Genomic DNA, 21666 nt, shown 5'->3' with positions numbered 1-21666 from the left:
GCGCAGCGGACTGGTGCTGCGGTGCGGTATTCCTGATGCTCGAAGTTGCTGCGGATACCTAGTATCACGGTAGTACCAGCCCCACTCTGCCAGGAGTCCGCATGGTGTCAGGCCTCAGTGCCCGTGATATCGGCCACCGTGTCGTAGTTCGCCACCGGCTGCCGGGCGGCCAGCTGACCGATGTGCTCGGAGTTCTGCAGTCGATCGACTCCGCCACCCTGGTTGTCCGGCATGCTGACAGTACGCTTCATCCGATCCGTTGGGAGGATGTGGCGGCCGCCAAACCGATCCCCCCGCTCCCCCTCCGGCCGGTGGACGTGGAGCAACTCTTCCTCACCACCGCGCTCGGCAGACCCGCCGTGGAGACCTCGTACGTCGGGCAGTGGCTGCTGCGGGCCTCGTCGGGGTGGACCGGCCGGGCGAATTCCCTCCTGCCCGCAGGCGATCCGGGCATGTCCCTCAGCGATGCCCTCAAGCACGCGGAGGACTTCTATGCGGAGCGAGGCCTGCCCGCGCTGGCCCTGGTACGCCTGAACAGCCCGGAGGCCAATCAGCTCCAGGAGCACGGCTGGAAGGACGCCCGCCCCTGGCAGGCCGACGTACTGGTCATGCACACCTCGCTGGACCTAGTGAATGGCGCTCCGGAGTACGAGGTGACTGTGACCCCTCAGCCGGACGCAGCGTGGTACGAGACGGCCTTTGACGGGCCTGTACCGGCTCCGGCGCCCGCGGTGATGGAGGGAGCGCCTCACGCGGCCTTCGCCTCGGTCTCGCTGGACAGGCGGGTCGTGGCGGTCGGCCGAGGCTCCATGACGGGCCACTGGCTCGGAATGGACGCCGTGCGGGTCGACCCGCAGTACCGGCGCCGCGGGCTCGCCACGGCCGTCCTGCAGGGCCTCACCCGCTGGGCAGGGCCTCTCGGCGGCCGCCGCAGCTACCTGGAAGTGGTCGAGGACAACACCCCGGCCATGACCACCTACACGAACCTCGGGTACGCAGAGGCGTACCGCTACCGGTACCTAGCCGGCCCGGGGCACCAGCCGGAGAGCTGACCCCGCCCCAATCAACGCAAGCCCAGCAAACCCCGCCAGTACTGCGCTCAGCGCGCCCGCCGGCGAGGTAGAACCACCAACCAGCGCGGCATAAACGGAGCCGACCACCGCCACCCCGAGCGCCCCGGACAGCTGCGCATTCGTGGCGACGACTCCGGACAGATCAGACGCGTACTGCGTGGGCATGGCTGAGGTGATCGCCCCGATGAGCGTGTTCGAGCTGAACCCAAGCCCCAGCCCGCCGATCCCCAGCAGAGCGAACAACAGCGGGCCAGAGCGTCCACCGAGCACCAGATAGGCCAGCACGGCCAGATAGCCCACCACCAGCAGCGCACACCCGATCACCGGCATCCAGCCGAACCGCTCGGGCAGCCGCGGCAGGATCGGCCCGGCGAGCCCGAACGCGGCCACCCACACCACCATCGCGAACCCCGAGTACGCCGGGCCCTTGCCGAGTCCTTGCTGCAGGTAGAGCGCCAGGACGAAGAGCAGCGCGAAGTACCCGGCTGTGGTGACACCGTGGGCGAGCAGACCCGCGCGCACCGCGGAGGACCGCAGTACCTGCCGGGCGATCAGCGGGCGACCACCAGCCGCGGCCGCGCGGCGCTCGCCCTGTTCGAACAGCACGATCATCGGGACGCTCAGAGCCAGGCAGATCCAGGCCCAGGCCGGCCAGCCGCGCTCTGAACCGAGCAGCAACGGCACGATTACCAGCAGGACGGCCGCGGACAAGGTGACCACGCCACGGAGGTCGATCGACTGCCGCTCGTCGTGGACCCCATCGGCCGGCAGGCGCCGCAGCGCGACCAGGGTGAGCCCGATACCGATCGGCACGTTGATCAGGAAGATCGGCCGCCAGGCGGTTCCGAACAAGTCAGCCGAGATCAGCAGACCACCGAGCACCTGTCCGGCAACTGCTCCCCCGGACAACGCGATCGAGAAGAACCCGAGCGCCTTCACCCGCTCCCGCCCGGCGAAGTGCAACTGGATGCCGCTCAGCACCTGCGGCACCATCAGCGCGGCCCCGGCGCCTTGGACGAACCGGGCCACCGTCAGCGAGTAGACCTCCGGGGCGATCCCGCAGACCAGCGAAGCCGCCGTGAACACCTGTAGCCCGAGCAGGAATACCCGGCGATACCCGAGCGACGACCCGAGCCGGGCCCCGGTGATCAGCAGTACCGCGAAGGCGACGACGTACCCGGAGACGACCAAGGCGACCTGTCCCTCCGAGGCTCCGAGCGTCTCGCCGATCGACGGCGCCGCGGTGTTCGCGACCGCGGTGTCCACGTTCGCCATGAACTGCCCGGTCAGCAGGATGGCGAGGATCGCGGTACGGCCTGTTGCGGGTCTGGTGTCAGCAGTCGTTGTCCACACGCGGGTTGAACGCGCCGCGGGTGCCGGGTGTGAGGGATGGGGATCGGTAAGGTCGGCGCATGGCAGAGGTGGCGCGGCCGGAGTACGCAGGCGACTACGAGGGCACGGTGCACGTCGAGTACACGCCGCACCCGGACGACGGGGTGGCCGATCCGGGCGAGATCGTCTGGACCTGGGTGCCGTTCGAGGAGGATCACCACCGGGGCAAGGACCGCCCGGTGCTGGTGGTCGGCTCGGACGGGCCGTGGCTGCTCGCGTTGATCCTGACCAGCAAGGACCACGACCGCGACGCCGCCGACGAGGCTCGCTGGGGACGCGTCTGGCTGGACATCGGCAACGGCGCCTGGGACAAGGAGGGTCGCAACAGCGAAGTACGGCTCGATCGCGTACTGCGGGTCGACCCGCGGCAGGTCCGGCGCGAAGGCTCGGTGATCGGCGAGGCCATGTTCGACACGGTCGCCGAAGACCTGCACGAACTCCACCGCGCCTGAGACTCCGGCGCCCGCGAACACGCCGGGAAGCAGCCCCGAGAACGACGAAGGCCGCCCCGTCAGGAGCGGCCTCGATCGGAGTGGCGGTGGTTCAGCTGGGCGGACGGGTCGTCGTCGGCGGCTTCGTCATGCCCGGGGTGGGCGGCGTGGGCGGCGTGCCCGGCTTCGGGCCGCAGCGGATGTCGTCGGCCGCGTTGTACTTCGTCAGGAAGGACTCGGTCTTGACCCGCTGGCCGTTCTTCGCGAAGTACCGGTAGATCCTGATGTCGAAGCCGCCGGTCGGCGCCTGCGGCCGGCAGTCGGCCGCGGTGTTGTAGACCAGGCCCGGCGCGCGGGGGTTGGTCCGCGCGGAGGCGCCGGCGGTGACGTCCCAGACCTTGGTGCCCCAGATCTTCACCGTGATGCTGCCTTGGCTGCCCGGCGTGGAGGCGGTGAACAGGGTCTGTACGAGAATGCCGTGGCCGGAGTCGTTCAGGAACTTCAGGTCGACCGACGGCCACGCCACGGTCGCCTCGCGACCGACCGGGTAGCGGCTGATGTAGACGCTGTGCGCCTTGTGCTCGACGTCCTTCAGGCCGGCGAAGAAGGCCGCGTTGAAGGTGGTGGTGGCCGACTGCGAGACGCCGCCGCCCAGGTCGAGGACGAACTTGCCGCCGTTGATGATGTTGCCCTCGGTGAAGCCGTTCTCCTTGGTGCGCTCACCGACGATCTTGTTCAGGCTGAACGTCTCGCCCGGCTTCAGCAGCGTGCCGTTGATCTTGTGCGCCGCGGTGCCGATGTTCACGTTGCGATAGGCGGCGTGCGGGAACTTCGTGGTGAACTCCCCCATCACCTCCTTGATCCCGAGCGCGGTGGCCGCCTCGGTGGTGACCTCTGCCTCGGACTTCGCCAGGCCGACCGCGGCCCTGCGCTCGCCCTTGGGCTTCGGCAGCACGCTCAGGATGGCCGGAACCACCTTGTCGCGGGCGACGACCATGCCGTCGACCGCGGGGACCACCTGCGGCCTGCCGGCCACGATCGCCACCGACGCGTCCTTCGGCAGCGTCTCCAGCCCCTTGAACCGCTCGGCGAACAACGGCTCGAGCATTTTCGCGTTCAGGCTCGGCGTGAACGAGCCGTCCTTGGCGACCAGCTTCAGCGCGGGCGCGAGCTCGCGCGGCTTCAGCTCCACGCTCTTGTCCCCGACGGTCAGCCGGATCGGCCCGGACATCGCCGGTACGGCGTACTCGGCCATCGCCTTGTCGATCGCGTCGGTCCCGGCCTTCGGCTTGGTGACGCCGACCGCCAGGTCCTTCGGGTTGCCGTCGGACGGGAAGCCCGAGACGACCGTCTCGGTGGCCTTGGCCTTGTCGAGCTGCAGGCCGTCCGCGGACGGGTGCTGCACCGCCTTCGCCTTCTCGAAGGTGATGGTGCCCTCGGTCGCGGGCCGGTTCACCTGGGTGGCGAGCTTGTCGATCGCCGCCTTGAGCTTGGCGTCGTCCTTCTTCACCACCGGGTCGACCGCGTCGCCGCCGGTCATCGCGTTCCAGATCCGCGCCGGGTTCAGGCTCCGCCCGGCCCCCGCGTCGGCGACGGTCGCGTCGACGTCAAGGCTGAGCCCCGCCTCGGCCGGCTTCACCTGGAACGTCGAACCGCCGGCCTTGACCTTGATCGGCAGCACCACGCGATCCTTCAGCCCGGCCTCCAGCTTGGCCTTGGCATCCTTCTCGGACAGTCCACCGACGGGAATCCCCAGTACCGTCGTGTCCCCCGGAACCTTGTCTCCGGTCAGCGCGAACGCCAGACCGTACCCGAGCACGAGCACCCCGAGTCCCGCCGCGGCGATGATCCCCGCGAGATGAGTTCTCCCCACAGAACGTCCCGCCGCGGCGATGATCCCCGCGAGCTGATTTCTCCCCACCGGACAGAGTCCTCCTGCTCGAACCAAGTGACAGCAACGGCACATACTACGGGACGGGCAGCTGTCAGCTGCCCCCGAGTTCCCGGTACTGCCCCGCGTAGTAGATCAGGGGACCGGGGTCAGTCGCCTCGTTCGCGGCCAGACTGATCACCTCGCCGACCACGATCGTGTGGTCGCCGCCGTCGTAGGTCGCCCAGGTTCGGCACTCCAGCCAGGAGAGCGCTCCCTCGATCAGCGGGCAACCCGTCTTCGGCCCCGCCGCCGTGGCAATTCCGTCGAACTGGCTGAGCAGGTTCCGGCCCGACCGGGCGAAACGTTCCGCGAGGTCACGGTGACCCTCCGCGATCACCGAGACTGCCCAGTACCCGCACTCGAGCACCGCGTCGTGCATCCGGACGCCCTTGTCGACGCAGACCAGCACCAGCGGCGGGTCCAGCGAGACCGAGGTGAAGGCGCTCGCCGTCATCGCATGAGCGACACCACTCTGCAGCGTGCTCATGATCGTGATCCCCGACGGGAACCGGCCAAGCGCAGTACGGAAATCCCTGGGCGCGATGCTGCCACTGGGATCCGACGTCACCACTGCAGCCTAGAGCCCTCTACTGGTTGATGCCTCAACAGTCGGTGTGGGGACTGTCACTCGCTTGTCGGAGATTGGTCGGGCTCAGGGAGGGAATGCAGCAACGTCTCGATGCGGGCCGCGGCGGCAGTGCGGAAACCGCGGAGCAACTCACCAACAGCCGGGGCGGTCATGGGCACAGATCGTCGCCCCGCCCTCGCTACCGGCCAGCAGCCCCGCGGCTCAGCGGCTCACAGGCCGGCGAAGAGGTCGTGCTCGAGGCCGTCCGGGCCTGGGGCGGCGGTGCCCTTCACCAGGCGGTAGGCCTCGCTGCCCCAGATCTCGCTGCCGTTGTTGTTGGAGAGGGCGAAGAACGGGCCGTCCACGGTGATCTGGGTGGCGTGCGCCTTCATCGCGTTCATCTTGCGATCGATGTAGCCGTCAGCCTTGATCACGCAGTCGATGTAGCGGTCCGGGGTGATGAACGGGCCGAGCGGTCCGTCCGGGTCCAGCCCCTCGAAGGTGGTGGTGTCACCGGACTCGCGCAGCTTGCGCAGGCTCTCCCGCATACCCGACTCCGCCATCGCCATCCAGTAGATCTTGGCGATGTCCCAGGCGGGCCCGAGGTCCTCGCGGTACGACGGGGCGGCGGCCAGGGCGGCGGCGTAGGTGGCGACCCGGTGGGCCTTCACGTGGTCGGGGTGTCCGTAGTTGCCGTACTGGTCGTACGTCACCAGCACCTGCGGGCGGAGCTCGCGGATGACCGGGACCAGATCGTTCGCCGCGGTCAGCAGGTCGGCCTGCCAGAAGCTGTCCGGCCGGGTCTCCGGCGGGACGGCGGCGTTGCCGTCGTCGTCGTAGATCATCCCGGTGTCGCGGTACTTGCCCGGGCTGCCGAGGAACCGGTGGTCCGTGACCCCGAGCTCCTCCATCGCGGCGGCCAGCTCGCCGATCCGGTGCCCGCCGAGCTGGTCGGTCTGGTCCGCGGCCAGGTGGGCCAGCTCGGGCACCAGCACCTCGCCCTCCTCGCCGAGGGTGCAGGTCACCAGCGTGACCTGGGCGCCCTCGGCCACATAGCGCGCCATCGTGACGCCGTTGTTGATCGTCTCGTCGTCAGGATGTGCGTGCACCAACAGCAGCCGGCGGTCTGGAAGCTCACTCATGGCGCCAGCGTACGTTGGCGCGGGGACAGTCCCGCTCAGCCGAAGCGGCGGACCAGCAGGCAGCCGGCCTGGAAGCGCGAACGGGCTCCGAGTCCCTCGATCAGGGCGCTGATCTCGGCCCGGACGGTGCGCAGCGAGAGACCGAGCTGCCGCGCGATCGCGGCGTCCTTGGCGCCGGTCGCCATCAGCCGGCCGATCGTCACCTGGCGGCTGGTCAGTTCCTTCGCGGCGGCCGGGGTCCGGCGCCGCGAGCCCAGCTCGTAGATCTCACAGACGACCTCCGGTGCGAAGTCCTCGCGTCGCACCGCAGGAACAGCCTGGTAAACCGACATCCACATCTCCTCCCCAGTTGTCGTGCGGGGACAATTCTGGACTGGTACAGACCGCCCCACCAGGTACAACCCATACAGTTCACCCATACAACTGCGGATTTTCCTGGAGGTGTCAGCGGGTGGATTCGCAGGTCGCGGCGCTCCTCCGCAGACACCGGACCGCCGCCGGCCTGACCCAGGACGAGCTGTCGATCGGCTCAGGCGTGAGCGTGCAGGCGATCAGCACCCTCGAGCGCGGCACCCGGCGCTACCCCCAGCTGAGCACCGTCTCCGCCCTGGCCGAGGCGCTCCATCTGGACGCCGACCAGCGGGCCTCCCTGGAGGCCGCAGCCTCCCGCCGCGGCAAAACCGCCACACCGGACTCGGCAAGACCACCCTGGCCGTGCATGCTGCGCACCAGGTGGCTGACTCCTTCCCGGACGGCCCGCTGTACCTGGACCTCTGCGGCTTCGGCATCGGCCCGCCACTGGAGCCGCTGGAGGCCCTGACCTATCTGTTGGAGGACCTGGGCGAGACGTGCACCTGCTCACTACGCCCTGCACGAGAGCCTGGATCTCTTCCGCAAGGCGGGCGCGGCCACCAGGCAGGCCGAAGCACTGAACGAGCTGGGCCGTCTCCGGATGGCGGAAGGACGCTACGACGAGGCGATCGCCCACCAGAGCGAGGGATTGGCCATCGCCGGCCAGTACGGCGACTGGCTCTGCGAGGCGGACATCCGCAAGAGCCTCGGCGAGCTCCACCGAGCCCAGGACCGCCTCCCCGAGGCCCGCCGCGAATGGCGAATCGCCCTGTCCATCCACGAGAAACACAACGCCCACGGCGCAACCGACCTCGAACGCCTACTCCGGTCCACCTGAGCTCTGCGGGGTCTTGAACGAGCGAGGGCGGTGCCGGAGAACCGGCACCGCCCAGGCTGTCAATCAGTCAGTTTGATCAGCCGACCTTCTTGAGGCCGATCTTGGTGAGGTCCGGCAGACCACCGATGTCGGGGTTCACCGTCGCGCCGGTGATGTTGCCACCGAGCACGTACACGTTGTTGTCCTCGGAGATCGGCACCAGCGGAGCCGTCTTCATCGCCTCGTCGAGCACGTCGGCCCACGCGTTGGCGGCCTCCTTCTGGTCGGCGATGCCCGGGATCTTGTTCATCTGGTCCCAGCCGATCGGCGAGCGGCCGTAGTTGTTCTGCGCGGCCTTGCCCGGCGCGGTGTTGTCCGGGCCGAGGACCGGCGCCACGATCGTCGACAGCGAGGCCCAGTCCTGGCACCAGCCCGCGGTGACCAGGTCGGTCGCCGAAGCGTCGTTCTGCTGGGTCGAGTAGTAGTTGGCGCCCGGGATCTTCTTGATGTCGACGTTGACACCGATCCGCTTCCAGGCCGCCTGAGCGGCCTCGGCCGCCTTGACCGAGACACCGGTGGCGTCGGATGCGCCGAGCACCAGCTTCTCGCCCTTGTAGCCGGACTCCGCCAGCGCGGCCTTCGCCTTGTCGAGGTCACCGGTCAGCGGCGCCGTGAAGGCCGTCGCCGGGCGGTAGCCATCGAGCTCCTTGGGGACGATCGAATCGATCGGCTTGTTCAACCGGTCGCCACCGCGGGCGGTGATGTAGGCCTGCTTGTCTATGCCGTAGGTCAGCGCCTCACGCAGCTTCTGGTCCTTCAGCAACGGCTTCTGCTGGTTGAACGCGATGTAGCGCTTGCAGACGTCGGAACCCTCGATGACGCGGTCCTTGACGTTGGCCTGCGACAGCTTGGACAGGTTCTGCGCCTGGACACCGGAGAAGCTGATCGCGTTGGCGTCGGCGCCAGAGCCCGCGATCAGGCGCTGGTCGACGATCGCCTCGTCGTCACCGAACTTGAACTCGAAGCGATCCGGCAGCGCCGTCCGGATCGGGTCCGTGGCCTGGTCCCAGTTGGTGTTGCGGACCAGCGTCAGCGTCTTGTCGCGGGTGTAGGTCTCGACCTTGTACGGACCGGAGGAGAAGACCCGGTTGTCGTACTGCGTCTTGGTGTCCTTGGCAACGGGCGTCGGTGCGAAGATCTTCATCGACGCGGTCATGTGGAACTCCGAGACCGGCTGGTTCAGCTTGAAGATGATGGTCTTGTCGTCCGGAGTCTCGATCGCGGTGCAGCCCTTGCCGCCGTTGTTGCCGGCCGGCTTGTACGGGCCTGCGTAATCCTTGCAGTCAAGGTAGTTCTTGCCGTAGGGCGCGCCCTCGGACAGGTCCGCCGAGAACGAGCGCTCGACGTTGTACTTGATGTCCTTGGTGGTGATCGGGCTGCCGTCCTCGTACTTCAGCCCGTCCTTCAGGGTGAAGGTCCAGGTCTTGAAGTCAGGAGACGACTCCCACTTCTCCGCGGTGTCGCCCTTGAGCTCGACCTTCTTGGCCTTCGGGTCCCAGGCGAACGCGGTCAGCGTGCGGTAGAGCAGCTGGCCGGACATGCCGGTGTCGGTGACGAAGGCCCGGGCCGGGTCAAGGTGCTCGAAGTCCGATGCGTGGTAAATGGTGACGGTGCCACCCTTGACGGCGTCGGTCCCCCCGGTGCCGCCCGCATCATCACTGCTGTTTTCCCCACCGCATGCCGCCAGCGTGAGGGTCATGGCTAGACCGGCGGCAACCGCGGGTCCGACTCGCTTGGCGTGTTTCATGCCATCCTTCTCTCTTCCTACATCGGGACGCCGGGGTTACGGCTTGCCCTGGTGAGTGGAATGCCCGTCATCTACTCACGACGGGTTGATTGCATCAACGGCTCCATCCCCGCAGTAACCGGATCGTGACTCCTTCACTACACAGAGGAGACCGATCAGTCACGTACGGTAGCCGTCAGACTACGTTCCGTTCCTCCGGGAAGTGGCATGCCGCCCGATGATCGGGAGCTCCGATCTGGAGCAGCGGCGGCTCCTGCTCAGCACAGATGTCCTCCGCCTTCCAGCACCGGGTGCGGAACCGGCAGCCGGTCGGAGGATTCAGCGGACTCGGTACGTCGCCGGTGAGGCGGATCCGTTCCCGGCGCTTCACCGAGTCCGGGTCCGGCTCCGGGACGGCCGAGAGCAGCGCATGGGTGTAGGGATGACGCGCGTGGTTGTACAACTCGTCCTTCGACCCGATCTCGACGATCTTGCCCAGGTACATCACCGCCACCCGGTCGGAGATGTGCCGGATCACCGACAGGTCGTGCGCGACGAACAGGTAGGCCAGGTCGAACTCGTCCTGCAGGTCGTCCAGCAGGTTCACCACCTGGGCCTGGATCGACACGTCCAGCGCCGACACCGGCTCGTCGCAGACGATCAGCCGGGGCCGCAGCGCCAGCGCCCGGGCGATCCCGATCCGCTGCCGCTGACCGCCGGAGAACTCGTGCGGATATCTGTTGTAGTGCTCGGGATTGAGGCCGACCCGGGCCATCAGGTCCTGGACCGCCTTCTTCGTGCCGCCCTCGGTCTTGATGCCCTGGATGTCGTACGGCGCGGCGATGATCGTGCCGACCGTCTGGCGTGGGTTCAACGAGGAGAACGGATCCTGGAAGATGATCTGCACGTCCCGCCGGAACGGCCGCATCTTGCGCCGGTTCAGGTGGGTGATATCCGTTCCCTGGAAGGTGATCGTGCCGTCCGTCGGCTCATCCAGCCGGGTCACCAGCCGGCCCGTCGTCGACTTGCCGCAGCCCGATTCGCCCACCAGGCCCAGGGTTTCGCCGGTGTAGAGGGTGAAGTCGATCCCGTCCACGGCCTTCACCGCTCCGGTCGCCTTCTGGAAGATGATCCCCTGGGTGATCGGGAAGTACCGCCGCAGACCCTTCACCTCGAGCAGCACGTCCCCCTTGACCGGCGGCTTGCGCTGCTCCGCCGCGGCTGGCGAAGTCGTCACATCGTCTCCTCGGAGTTGCGTGTTCACAGGTTCGGCTTGATCTGCTCGGTGAAGATCCGGCTGCGGTCAGCGGTGGGGATGTGGCACCGCACGGAGTGCCCGGCAGCCTCGACCTGCAGCAGCTCGGGGACGTCCGTCACGCACTGATCGCCGGCCACCTGGTCGCGGAAGTCGCACCGCGGGTGGAAAGGACAGCCGGTCGGCAGGTTGATCAGTGAGGGCGGGGAGCCCTTGATCGACTTGAGCCGGCCATCGCCACCGGTGATCCGTGGGATCGAGCCGAGCAGTCCCCAGGTGTAGGGGTGCTCGGGCCGGTAGAAGATGTCGCGGACCGAGCCGGCCTCGACCACCCGGCCGCCGTACATCACGACCAGCTTCTGCGCCATCTGCGCGACCACGCCGAGGTCGTGGGTGATGATGATGATCGCGGAGTTGAACTCCTTCTGCAGATCGTTCATCAGGTCGAGGATCTGGGCCTGCACGGTGACGTCGAGAGCCGTGGTCGGTTCGTCGGCGATCAGCAGCCGCGGGTCGCACATCAGCGCCATCGCGATCATCGCGCGCTGCCGCATCCCGCCGGAGAACTGGTGCGGGTAGTCGTGGAACCGGCTCGCCGGGGACGGGATGCCGACCCGGTCGAGCAGGTCGACGGCCCGCTTCTTCGCAACCGCCTTCGAGGCGTCGTTGTGCACCAGGTAGGCCTCGGTCAGCTGGTCGCCGATCCGGTAGAAGGGATGCATCGCCGACAGCGGGTCCTGGAAGATCATCGAGACCTTGTTGCCCCGCAGCCGGCGCATCTCCTCGACCCGCATCGAGACGAGCTCGTTGCCGTCCAGCCAGATCTCGCCGCTGACCTGCGCCCGGGTTCCCTTGTGCAGGCCCATGATCGCCAGGCTGGTGACGCTCTTGCCGGACCCCGACTCCCCCACGATGCCCAGCGTCTCGCCCTCGCCGAGGGAGAAGCTCAGGCCGTTCACGGCCCGGACCAGTCCGTCGTCGGTGGGGAAGCGCACCTGCAGGTCCTTGACCTCCAGGAAGGCGGTCCCGGCCGGCGGTGACCCCGGCTTCGTCTGCTTCGTCGGTGCGGTGCTCACAGTGGCTGCTCCAACCTCGGACCCGGTCACGACAGCCGGACCCGGGGGTCGATGAACGCGTAGGTGACGTCGACCACGATGTTCGCGAAGACGACGAAGAAGGCGGCGACCAGGACGACACCCATCACCACGGGCAGGTCGTTGCCGAGGACCGAGTCGATCGACAGCTTGCCCAGACCCTGGATGCTGAAGATCCGCTCGGTGATGACCGCGCCGCCCAGCAGCGCGCCGAGGTCCAGGCCGAAGATAGTCACGATCGGCGTCAGCGCGGCCCGCAGCCCGTGCTTGAAGACGACCTGGCGTTCGCCCAGGCCCTTGGCCCGCGCGGTCCGGATGAAGTCCTCGTTCATCGTGTCGATCATGTTCGCCCGGGTCAGCCGCGTGTACAGGGCGGCGTTGACGAGGGCCAGCGTGATCCACGGCAGGATGTAGAACTGCATGAACGGCACCACGCCCGCCGAGAACGGACTCGAGTTCGCCTGGTCCGGATACGGCAGCAAGCCGCCCTTGACGATGAAGATGAAGATCAGCAGGTACCCGAGCACCAGGGTCGGGAACGACACCCCGAGCAGCGCCAGCCCGACACTGAGCTTGTCGATCAATTTGCCCTTGCGGAGCGCGGCTATCAGTCCCAGCAGTACACCGGAGATCAGCCAGATGACGGCGGCCCCGGTGGCCAGCCAGAACGTCGGCCCGATCGCGTCGGAGATCGAATCGGTCACCTGCAGTCCGTTCTGCAGCGACCGGTCCAGACACGGCCACGAACAGTGCTCCAGCGAGCCCTCGGTGCCGAGCTCGCGTCCGGCCGGGTTCACCAGGCCGCTCATGTACTTGCCGTACTGCACGATCAGCGGGTCGTCGAAGCCGTACGCCGCGTTGACCTCGGCGATCCGTTCGGTGTTGCAATCCTTGCCACAGATCAGCAGGGCAGGGTTGGCCGGTGTGGCCCAGAACAGGAAGAAGGTGATGGCACTGATCGCGAAGAGGATCATGAGCATCTGCAACAGCCTGCGGACGACATAGTTGAACATGGCTCAGCCCCGTCCGGCGCGAGGGTCGAGGGCGTCCCGCACGGAGTCGCCCAGCAGGTTGAACGCGAGCACGGTGATGAACAGCATCAGGCCCGGGAAGAACAGGTACAGCGGGTCGGTCTCGTACCAGTTGGAGGCGTCGGAGATCATCCGGCCCCAGGACGAGGTCGGCTCCTTGACCCCGACGCCGAGGAAGGACAGCGCGGCCTCCGCGGTGATGTAGGTCGGGATGATCAGCGTGGAGTAGACCAGCAGGGTCGGGATCAGGTTCGGCAGGATCTGCTTGAAGATCACGTACCCCGGTCCGGCGCCGAGCGAGCGGGCCGCCTCGATGAACTCCCGCTCGCGGATCGACAGGGTCTGGCCACGCACGATCCGGGCCAGGTAGGCCCAGCCGAAGAAACCGAGCACAAAGATCAGCACGCCCATCCGCAGCCCGTTGTCGTCGGGGATCCCGAAGGTGGCCTGGGCCCGGTCCGCGATCACCGGCGTCAGCGCCAGGATGAACAGCAGCGCCGGGAAGCTCAGCAGGATGTCCATCAACCGGCTCAGCCACGAGTCCACCCAGCCACGGAAGTAGCCGGCCACCATGCCGACGATGGTGCCGAGCACCACCGCGACGATCGTTCCGCCCAGGGCCACCAGGAGTGACGCGCGGGCGCCGTAGACCAGTCGCGCGAAGATGTCGCGGCCGTTCTGCGGCTCGATGCCGAGCCAGTGCTCGGAGCTCATCCCGCTGCCGAGGAAACCACCGGCCGGAATCCCGCCGTTGAAGGTGTCCAGCAGGTCCTCGCCGTTCGGACCCTTGAAGTTCGGCTGGTCCGGCGGATACCCGCTGATCTTCACGATCAACGGCGCGAACAGAGCCATCAGGATGATCAGCAGGATGATGATGGCGCTGACCAGCGCCACTTTGTCCTTCTTCAGCCGGGCCCAGGCGATCTGGCCGAGTGAACGGCCCTCGATCTGCGTGGCCTCCGCGGTGCCGGCGATGTGATCAGCCGGGAGATCGCCATCCGCCGATGGAACCTCGGTCGCCCCCAGGGTCATGGTCTGGCCCGTCCTTCCGGTCGGATCGTCTCTCGACGAACTTCGCCGGATCATCGCCTATCTCGCAGTGTGGACGCCATGGAAGAGGCGTCGTCGTCTCCGAATCGTGACGGATCAGGTACTCGGAGGAATCTCCGCCCGGAGTGCGGACAGGAACGGCCGGTCAGCGGAGAGCCAGTCCAGCCCGTCCAGTTCGGCGGCGCCGACCCAGCGGGTGGCGGTGTGCTCGTGCAGGACCGGCTCGCCCGCGACCAGCTCAGCGGAGTACACGCGGAGCAGGTACTTGTCCCCGATCGGTACTTCGATGCCGCGGGGCCGGTCGACCCCGATCCCCAGCGGCTCCCCTAGGACGACCTCCAGGCCGAGCTCCTCCTTGAGCTCGCGCGCCCCGGCGGCCTGGTCGGACTCGCCGGGCTCGACCTTGCCGCCCGGGAACTCCCAGCCGCCCGCCGGCCCGGTCCGGAGCGCCGCCAGCACGCGGCCGTCCAGGATCACCGCGACGCCGACGACGACCTGCCTGTCACTCATGGGGAAGGACTGTGCCAGAAACTGTCGGCAGCCGACGAAAGGATGGTGCCGTGCCGTTGCAGAACAGGGTGTTGCCGACGCAGGAGATCGTGGCCGAGTCCGGTCGCGGTCTGCTGATGGGCAACCGCGGCACGCTGCACGGACCCGACCGCCGGCTCGGCACCACGCGCTGGCGGTCGAAGGCCTGGATCTGCTGCGTGCTCGACTGGAAGGGCGTTCAGCGCGACCCGATGCCACCCGGCCGCTGGACCGCGCTGTTCTTCTTCGACGAGGCCGTCGCGCTGGCCGCCGGTCACCGCCCGTGCGCCTACTGCCGCCGCCGCGACTTCCTCCTGTACGCCGGTGCGTGGGCCAGCGGGCGTGGTCTGACCGAGCGTCCCCGGGCCGCCGCGATGGACGCGCAGCTCCACCTGGAGCGGGTCGAACCGCGCACCCGGCAGCAGCGCACGACGATCGCCGACCTGGACGATCTCCCCGACGGCGCGATGATCCGGTACGACGGACGCCCGGCGCTGGTGCTCGGCGGACCCGGCGGTGACAAGTTGGTGCTCGGCTGGTCGTGGGAGGGATACGCCACACCGGCGCGACCACCCGGGCTGCGGCAGGTCGCAGTACTCACTCCGCCGGCGAATCTCGTTGTACTGAAGGCCGGATTCGCGCCCTTACTCCACCCGAGCGCCTTCGGCAACTGAGGTAGCCCTAACTAGGAACACGCCGTGCCGAGGGGTCTTCCGTTGTGCGCCTCGCGGAGGCAAAGTGTGCCCATACTTACAGCGACAAAACCATTACTGGAGTCGGTATGGGTGAAGGCAACAGCACCGTGGCAGCGGTGCAGCGTGCTCTCGAGGTGTTGCACACCACAGTCGGCAAGCTCAGCCAGGAGTACGGTGACACCCTCGGCATTCGCCGGTTGGTGTCCGACGTAGCCAGGTTGAGCGATGATCTGGCCGAGCTCGGCCCTCCCGACCCCCGTCACAGACCCGGACCTGTTCCGGAGGAACTCGAGGAGATCCCCGACGTGGAATACGACGCGTCCATGTGGACCGACGCGGAGCACGAAGGCTTCGGCGCCCCTGACCGGCACGCTCCCTGATGGCGACGGGCGTTAGCGCGCCTGGTCGCGCGCAGATCAAAGAAAAGACACTCCGGACCGATCGCTGGTGGCTCGCGCCGCTGCGGATCGGCGTGATCCTGGCCTTCTTCATCGTCTACGCGACGGTCCGGATCTTCATGAACAAGTGGTACTGGGTCGACGCCTACCACTACCTCACACCGCTGTACTCGCCGTGCGTCACCGAGTCGTGCGTCCAGGGGTCGAGTCACCTCGGCACCTGGTTCCCGAAGTTCCCTGTCTTCATCCCGTTCGGCATCATCACCTTCGCGGTGCTGGCCGGCTTCCGGGGTACTTGCTACTACTACCGCAAGGCCGGATACCGCTCGCTCTTCTTCGCGCCGGCGGCCTGCGCCGTACCGGAGCCGCACAAGAAGTACACCGGCGAGTCGAAGCTCCCGCTGGTCGCGCTGAACCTGCACCGGTACTTCTTCTACGGAGCGCTGGTCTTCGGTCTGCTCAACATCTACGACGGCATCCAGGCCTTCCACGGCAAGGACGGGGGCTTCGGCATCGGGCTGGGCACCCTGATCATCTGGATCAACCTGGTCGCACTGTGGCTGTACACGCTGTCCTGCCACGCGTGCCGCCACATCGTCGGCGGCCGGCTGAAGAACTTCGCCAAGCACCCGATGCGCTACCGGTACTGGACCTTCGTGTCCAAGCTGAACCCCAAGCACGGCACGTACGCGATGGTCTCGCTGTTCACCGTGATCCTGACCGACGCGTACATCATGTCGCTGTCGGCGGGCTGGTTCTCCGACCTGCGCTTCTTCAACTGATCTCGACACTGATACGGACGTCTGACTTCTATGACTGAGCTGGAACGACACTCCTACGACGTCGTCGTGATCGGGGCCGGCGGCGCCGGTCTGCGCGCGGCGATCGAGGCCCGCGAGCAGGGCAAGCGCACGGCGATCGTGTGCAAGTCCCTGTTCGGCAAGGCCCACACCGTGATGGCCGAGGGTGGCTGCGCGGCCGCGATGGGCAACGCGAACTCGAACGACAACTGGCAGGTGCACTACCGCGACACGATGCGCGGCGGGAAGTTCCTGAACAACTGGCGGATGGCCGAACTGCACGCGCAGGAAGCCCCCGACCGGGTCTGGGAACTGGAGTCGTACGGCGCGCTGTTCGACCGTACGCCGGACGGCCGGATCAGCCAGCGCAACTTCGGCGGTCACACCTACCCGCGGCTCGCACACGTCGGCGACCGCACCGGCCTGGAGCTGATCCGCACCCTGCAGCAGAAGATCGTCTCGCTGCAGCAGGAGGACTTCGCGGCCACCGGCGACTACGAGGCCAACCTCAAGGTGTACGGCGAGTGCACGGTGACCGAGCTGCTGAAGGACGGCGACGCGATCTCCGGCGCCTTCGGGTACTGGCGCGAGTCCGGCCGGTTCATCCTGTTCGACGCCCCCGCGGTCATCCTGGCCACCGGCGGCGTCGGCAAGTCGTTCAAGGTCACCTCGAACTCGTGGGAGTACACCGGCGACGGGCACGCGCTGGCGATGCGGGCCGGCGCGACGCTGATCAACATGGAGTTCATCCAGTTCCACCCGACCGGCATGGTCTGGCCGCCGTCGGTGAAGGGGATCCTGGTCACCGAGTCGGTCCGTGGTGACGGCGGGGTGCTGAAGAACTCCGAGGGCAAGCGGTTCATGTTCGACTACGTGCCGGACGTGTTCCGCGCGCAGTACGCGGAGACCGAGGAAGAGGCCGACCGCTGGTACAAGGACGCCGACAACAACCGGCGCCCACCGGAGCTGCTGCCCCGCGACGAGGTCGCCCGGGCAATCAACTCCGAGGTCAAGGCCGGCCGCGGTACGCCGCACGGTGGCGTCTTCCTGGACGTGTCCTCCCGGCTCCCGGCCGAGGAGATCAAGCGCCGGCTGCCGTCGATGTACCACCAGTTCAAGGAGCTCGCGGACGTCGACATCACCGCCGAGCCGATGGAGGTCGGCCCGACCTGTCACTACGTGATGGGCGGCGTCGAGGTGGACCCCGACACCGCGCAGTCCGTCGTACCGGGCCTGTTCGCGGCCGGTGAGGTCGCGGGCGGCATGCACGGCTCGAACCGGCTCGGCGGCAACTCGCTGTCCGACCTGCTCGTGTTCGGCCGGCGCGCCGGGATGGGCGCCGCGACGTACCTCGACCAGCTGGGCACCGAGCGGCCGAAGATCGCCGAGGCCGACATCGACGCCGCGGCCGCCGAGGCGCTGGCTCCGTTCGAGCTCGAGGGCGGGGAGAACCCGTACACGATCCACCAGGAACTGCAGCAGTCGATGAACGACCTGGTCGGCATCATCCGCAAGGCCGACGAGATCGAGCAGGCGCTCGGCCGGCTCGCCGAGTTCCGCGGCCGGATCGCGAAGATGACGGTCGAGGGGCACCGGCAGTTCAACCCGGGCTGGCACCTCGCACTGGACCTGCGCAACATGCTGGCCGTCTCCGAATGCGTCGCGAAGGCGGCGCTGGAGCGGCAGGAGTCCCGCGGCGGTCACACCCGCGACGACTTCCCCGGGATGAACGCGGAGTGGCGCAAGCTCCTGCTGGTCTGCGCGCTGCAGGCCGACGGCAGCGTCAACGTGGTCCGCAAGGACCAGATCCCGATGCGCGACGACCTGCTGGAACTGTTCGAGCTGGACGAGCTGAAGAAGTACATGACTGAGGAGGAGCTGCCGGCATCATGACCGAGCGAAGCGAGGGCATCAGACAACACAGCACCTCTTGTAGCTCATCGGCGCCCGCAGCGAAGCGAGGACGTCGATGAGTTATAAGGGCAAGTTCCGGGTCTGGCGTGGTGACGCCGAAGGTGGTGACCTCCAGGACTACGAGGTCGAGGTGAACGAGGGCGAGGTCGTCCTCGACGTCATCCACCGGCTGCAGGCGACCCAGACCCCGGATCTCGCGGTCCGCTGGAACTGCAAGGCCGGTAAGTGCGGCTCCTGCAGCGCCGAGATCAACGGCATGCCGAAGCTGATGTGCATGTGCCGGATGAACACGTTCGAAGAGGGCGAGACCGTCACGGTCACCCCGATGCGGACCTTCCCGGTGATCCGGGACCTGGTCACCGACGTCTCGTTCAACTACGAGAAGGCTCGCCAGATCCCCGCGTTCACGCCACCGGCCGACCTCAAGCCCGGCGAGTACCGGATGCAGCAGGTCGACGTGGAACGCTCGCAGGAGTTCCGCAAGTGCATCGAGTGTTTCCTGTGCCAGGACACCTGCCACGTGATCCGCGACCACGAGGAGAACAAGGAGTCCTTCTCCGGCCCGCGCTTCCTGATGCGGATCGCCGAGCTGGACATGCACCCGCTCGACGCCGCCGACCGGCAGAAGGCGGCCCAGGAGCAGCACGGCCTCGGTTTCTGCAACATCACCAAGTGCTGCACCGAGGTCTGCCCCGAGAACATCAAGATCACCGACAACGCCCTCATCCCGATGAAGGAACGAGTCGCCGACCGCAAGTACGACCCCATCGTCTGGCTAGGCAACAAAATCCGCCGCCGCCCAGCCTGACCGCACTCCCTCTTGCGAAGGCCGCCCCAGCTCACAGCCGGGGCGGTCTTCGCCTTTGTACGGGTGAGGCGGAAAAGGAGGTGACAGCAACAAACAAGAACGGCAAGCACAGAACGGAAAGACCGGGAGAGAGAGCTGCCGCATGCCAGATGCAGCCTCAGACCTCCGACGAGCCGTCCAACGACCGCCCCAGCCTCCGCCCGGCTTCCTCGTGGAAGCGTTCGGCAAGCGTCCAGTCCAACCGCGCCGAGCACCTCACCTGTCTCCACCCGCCACAACTCCCTGGCCGATGGCGGCAACCAACCGAACACCAGCCCCGCGCGGCATTTCATCTTGCCCCTAGCGCGTGCACATGACTGCGGCGGCAGGTGGTGAGGTGGACCTGAGATCACCTGCGAGCTTGCTGGCGAGCTCAGTGTCAGTCTGGCTGCGGCTGCGGCTGCACTCTCATTCTCTGTTCCTCAGCTGTTCTGGCGGGGGAGACGTGTCCCTCGCGTGGGTGAGTTCTGGTGGGTGGGTGAGCGCCTAGGGTCTGGGCATGGACGTGGTTGTGGTCGGGCTTGTGAACGTTGCTGTGTTCATGGTGATTTTCGTGCCGGTGTCGCAGCGGTTGCTCGGGGTGCGGTTCGGGCTCGGGCGGTTGGCTGTGGGCGCGGGGCTGACGCTGGCGGTCTTCAGTCCGTTGATGAATGCGCTGGCCGGGCCGTTGCCGTGGACTGGGTCGACTGGGGCCGCAATGGCGTTTCTGGCGTTGACTGCGCTGTGCTCGATGCTTGCCGGGCTCATCTTTCTCGTGTTGTCCGAGGCGCTGGTGCCGACCGGGTCGTTGCCTAGGACCCGGGATCTGCGGCGGGATCTGAGCGGGCGAATCGCCCGGACGCGCAGATATCTGCAGATTCTGCGCATCGCCGTCCGGCACGGGCTCGGGCCGTATCTTCGCGGTCGCCGCCGCCCGGGCCGGGAGAACGCGGCCGGCCAGGCGGACCTCGCCCGTTCGCTCCGGCTCGCCCTGGACGAGGCCGGCGTCACCTTCGTCAAGCTCGGCCAGGTGCTCTCCACTCGCAGCGACGTGATCCCCGCGTCGGTCGCGCTCGAGCTCAGCCGCCTGCAGGACCAGGTCTCCCCCGCGCCCTGGCCGCAGATCGAGGACGTCCTCACCGAGGAACTGGGCGCACCACCTCGCCAGGTGTTCACCGACCTCGCCGCCGAACCACTCGCTGCCGCTTCCGTCGCCCAGGTGTATGCCGCAGAGCTCGACGGAGTACAGGTGGTCGTCAAAGTGCAGCGTCCAGGGATCGCTTCAGTCGTCGACCGGGACCTGGACATCGTGCAGCGGCTGGCCAGGATGCTCGAGCGGAATACCGACTGGGGTCGCTCGATGGGCGTCCGCGCGCTCGCCGAGGGGTTCGCCGACGCGATGCGCGAGGAGCTCGACTTCACCGTCGAGGCAGGCAACATGGCCAGCGTCTCGGCCGGCCGATCAGTTGCCGGGAACGATGACGTGGTGGTGCCGGCACTCTTCCCGCGGTACTCGACCGGTCGCGTGCTCACGATGCAACGGCTCGACGGCGTCGGTCTCGGTACTGCGGCCGCGGCGATCGCCGAGCGCGGCCTGGACGCCGCCCGGCTTGCACGGGTGCTGTTCGACTGCCTGCTCGGCCAGGTGGCGATCGACGGCGTCTTCCACGCGGATCCGCACCCCGGCAACTTCCTGCTGCTCACCGACGGCCGGATCGGGATGCTCGACCTCGGCTCGGTCGGGCGGCTCGATCCGTCCACCCGGGAGGCCCTGCAGAGGTTCCTGCTGGCGGTCGACCACGGTGATCCAGTCGCCGCGACCGACGCGCTGCTGGAGATCGTGTACCGCCCGGACGTGATCGACGAGCAGAGCCTGGAGCGCGCGGTCGGCCAGTTCATGGCCCGCCACCTCGCCGCCGGCGCCGCTCTCGGTCCGGCCATGTTCAACGACCTGTTCAAGATCATCACCGCGCACGAACTCGGCGTACCGCCCGAGGTGGCTGCGGTGTTCCGGGCGCTGGCGACGATCGAGGGCACGATCTCGCGGATCTCCCCCGACTTCGATCTGGTCGCCGCGTCGCGCCAGTTCGCCGCCGCCCACGTGACGGACCGGCTCGCCCCCGAGGCACTTCGCCGTACGGCGACCGAGGAATTGGCGACGCTGCTGCCGATGCTGCGGCGACTCCCCCGCCGGATCGACCGGATCGCCGCGGCCGCCGAGAGCGGACGGCTCGGGCTGAACGTCCGCCTGTTCGCCGACGAACGCGACCGCCGCCATTTCACCGGGCTCCTGCACCAGGCCCTGCTGGCGGTCCTCGGCGCCACGGCGGGCCTGATGGCGGTCCTCCTGCTCGGTACGCCCGGCGGCCCGGAGGTGACCGAGTCCGTCAGCCTCTACCAGCTGTTCGCCTACAACCTACTGGTCATCTGCGCCGTCCTCGTACTACGGGTCCTGGTGCTGGTTTTCCGCCTCCCCGACAGCCGATCCCGCGTCTAGGGATACTCGGGTCGGGGCGTTGGTAACACTTGAGGCTGGAGCGCGCGGCTGGGTGATGCAGCGGACGGCCACCACTCACCAGCCT

At 67.8% G+C, this 21666-nt stretch carries 22 protein-coding genes; 10 read left to right on the top strand and 12 right to left on the bottom strand.

Annotated features, from left to right (window positions below):
* Positions 1-107: 107 nt before the first annotated feature.
* Positions 108-251, bottom strand: a complete 144-nt coding sequence (locus EV644_RS46735; RefSeq protein ID WP_241999117.1) for a hypothetical protein — start codon at positions 249-251, stop codon at positions 108-110.
* Here EV644_RS46735 and EV644_RS33125 point away from each other — a divergent pair.
* Positions 183-1052 (top strand): GNAT family N-acetyltransferase, encoded by an 870-nt coding sequence (locus EV644_RS33125; RefSeq protein WP_439649189.1) that lies wholly within the window; start codon positions 183-185, stop codon positions 1050-1052. The two genes, EV644_RS46735 and EV644_RS33125, sit on opposite strands and share 69 nt — an antisense overlap.
* Here the strand turns inward: EV644_RS33125 and EV644_RS33120 are convergent.
* On the bottom strand, positions 1020-2426 hold the full coding sequence (locus EV644_RS33120; protein ID WP_241999115.1) for an MFS transporter: 1407 nt from the start codon (positions 2424-2426) through the stop codon (positions 1020-1022). The two genes, EV644_RS33125 and EV644_RS33120, sit on opposite strands and share 33 nt — an antisense overlap.
* Before the next feature lie 59 nt (positions 2427-2485).
* Here EV644_RS33120 and EV644_RS33115 point away from each other — a divergent pair, with 59 nt between their 5' ends.
* Positions 2486-2917: a type II toxin-antitoxin system PemK/MazF family toxin gene (locus tag EV644_RS33115; protein WP_132193439.1), complete on the top strand. Its 432-nt coding sequence runs from the start codon at positions 2486-2488 to the stop codon at positions 2915-2917.
* 91 nt (positions 2918-3008) lie between these two features.
* Here the strand turns inward: EV644_RS33115 and EV644_RS33110 are convergent, their stop codons facing one another.
* From EV644_RS33110 to EV644_RS33095, 4 genes are all read right to left on the bottom strand, one after another.
* On the bottom strand, positions 3009-4817 hold the full coding sequence (locus EV644_RS33110) for a VanW family protein (RefSeq protein WP_241999114.1): 1809 nt from the start codon (positions 4815-4817) through the stop codon (positions 3009-3011).
* 64 nt (positions 4818-4881) lie between these two features.
* Positions 4882-5397 carry a flavin reductase family protein gene (locus EV644_RS33105; RefSeq protein ID WP_132193437.1) on the bottom strand — a complete coding sequence of 172 codons (516 nt, stop codon included), beginning with the start codon at positions 5395-5397 and terminating at the stop codon, positions 4882-4884.
* A gap of 230 nt (positions 5398-5627) precedes the next feature.
* On the bottom strand, positions 5628-6539 hold the full coding sequence (gene mshB / locus EV644_RS33100) for an N-acetyl-1-D-myo-inositol-2-amino-2-deoxy-alpha-D-glucopyranoside deacetylase (RefSeq protein ID WP_132193435.1): 912 nt from the start codon (positions 6537-6539) through the stop codon (positions 5628-5630).
* 35 nt (positions 6540-6574) lie between these two features.
* On the bottom strand, positions 6575-6871 hold the full coding sequence (locus EV644_RS33095) for a response regulator transcription factor (RefSeq protein WP_241999113.1): 297 nt from the start codon (positions 6869-6871) through the stop codon (positions 6575-6577).
* A 119-nt stretch (positions 6872-6990) separates the two neighbouring features.
* Between EV644_RS33095 and EV644_RS33090 the strand changes: the two genes are divergently transcribed.
* Together EV644_RS33090 and EV644_RS33085 are read left to right on the top strand one after the other, a co-directional pair.
* Positions 6991-7359, top strand: a complete 369-nt coding sequence (locus EV644_RS33090; protein WP_241999112.1) for a helix-turn-helix transcriptional regulator — start codon at positions 6991-6993, stop codon at positions 7357-7359.
* A gap of 3 nt (positions 7360-7362) precedes the next feature.
* On the top strand, positions 7363-7728 hold the full coding sequence (locus EV644_RS33085) for a tetratricopeptide repeat protein (RefSeq protein WP_369410571.1): 366 nt from the start codon (positions 7363-7365) through the stop codon (positions 7726-7728).
* Between the two features lie 76 nt (positions 7729-7804).
* Here the strand turns inward: EV644_RS33085 and EV644_RS33080 are convergent, their stop codons facing one another.
* From EV644_RS33080 to EV644_RS33055, 6 genes are all read right to left on the bottom strand, one after another.
* On the bottom strand, positions 7805-9514 hold the full coding sequence (locus EV644_RS33080; RefSeq protein WP_132193429.1) for an ABC transporter substrate-binding protein: 1710 nt from the start codon (positions 9512-9514) through the stop codon (positions 7805-7807).
* A gap of 175 nt (positions 9515-9689) precedes the next feature.
* Entirely contained in the window at positions 9690-10730 is a 1041-nt protein-coding gene (locus EV644_RS33075; protein WP_158292987.1) for an ABC transporter ATP-binding protein, read from the bottom strand.
* A 23-nt stretch (positions 10731-10753) separates the two neighbouring features.
* Positions 10754-11824, bottom strand: coding sequence for an ABC transporter ATP-binding protein (locus EV644_RS33070; protein ID WP_132193425.1), 1071 nt, complete (start codon positions 11822-11824; stop codon positions 10754-10756).
* 26 nt (positions 11825-11850) lie between these two features.
* Positions 11851-12855, bottom strand: a complete 1005-nt coding sequence (locus tag EV644_RS33065; RefSeq protein WP_132193423.1) for an ABC transporter permease — start codon at positions 12853-12855, stop codon at positions 11851-11853.
* A 3-nt stretch (positions 12856-12858) separates the two neighbouring features.
* Positions 12859-13905 (bottom strand): ABC transporter permease, encoded by a 1047-nt coding sequence (locus EV644_RS33060; protein WP_132193421.1) that lies wholly within the window; start codon positions 13903-13905, stop codon positions 12859-12861.
* Between the two features lie 114 nt (positions 13906-14019).
* Complete coding sequence (locus EV644_RS33055; RefSeq protein WP_132193419.1) at positions 14020-14433, bottom strand: (deoxy)nucleoside triphosphate pyrophosphohydrolase; 414 nt, start codon at positions 14431-14433, stop codon at positions 14020-14022.
* Positions 14434-14483: 50 nt separating this feature from the next.
* Here EV644_RS33055 and EV644_RS33050 point away from each other — a divergent pair, with 50 nt between their 5' ends.
* From EV644_RS33050 to EV644_RS33025, 6 genes are all read left to right on the top strand, one after another.
* The gene (locus tag EV644_RS33050; protein ID WP_132193417.1) at positions 14484-15125 is read left to right on the top strand and encodes a hypothetical protein; all 642 of its coding nucleotides are present in this window, start codon (positions 14484-14486) and stop codon (positions 15123-15125) included.
* Positions 15126-15232: 107 nt separating this feature from the next.
* Positions 15233-15526 carry an Rv0250c family protein gene (locus tag EV644_RS33045; protein WP_132193415.1) on the top strand — a complete coding sequence of 98 codons (294 nt, stop codon included), beginning with the start codon at positions 15233-15235 and terminating at the stop codon, positions 15524-15526.
* Positions 15526-16326: a succinate dehydrogenase subunit SdhC gene (gene sdhC, locus EV644_RS33040; RefSeq protein ID WP_132193413.1), complete on the top strand. Its 801-nt coding sequence runs from the start codon at positions 15526-15528 to the stop codon at positions 16324-16326. Before EV644_RS33045 ends, sdhC begins: the two co-directional genes overlap by 1 nt.
* Positions 16327-16356: 30 nt before the next feature.
* On the top strand, positions 16357-18237 hold the full coding sequence (locus EV644_RS33035; RefSeq protein WP_132193411.1) for a fumarate reductase/succinate dehydrogenase flavoprotein subunit: 1881 nt from the start codon (positions 16357-16359) through the stop codon (positions 18235-18237).
* Between the two features lie 76 nt (positions 18238-18313).
* Entirely contained in the window at positions 18314-19066 is a 753-nt protein-coding gene (locus EV644_RS33030; protein ID WP_132193409.1) for a succinate dehydrogenase/fumarate reductase iron-sulfur subunit, read from the top strand.
* Between the two features lie 538 nt (positions 19067-19604).
* Complete coding sequence (locus tag EV644_RS33025; RefSeq protein ID WP_132193407.1) at positions 19605-21581, top strand: ABC1 kinase family protein; 1977 nt, start codon at positions 19605-19607, stop codon at positions 21579-21581.
* The last annotated feature ends 85 nt before the right edge of the window (positions 21582-21666 follow it).

The organism is Kribbella orskensis (assembly GCF_004342085.1).
GTDB classification, from domain to species: Bacteria; Actinomycetota; Actinomycetes; order Propionibacteriales; family Kribbellaceae; genus Kribbella; species Kribbella orskensis.
This window is presented reverse-complemented; position numbering and strand designations above follow the sequence as displayed.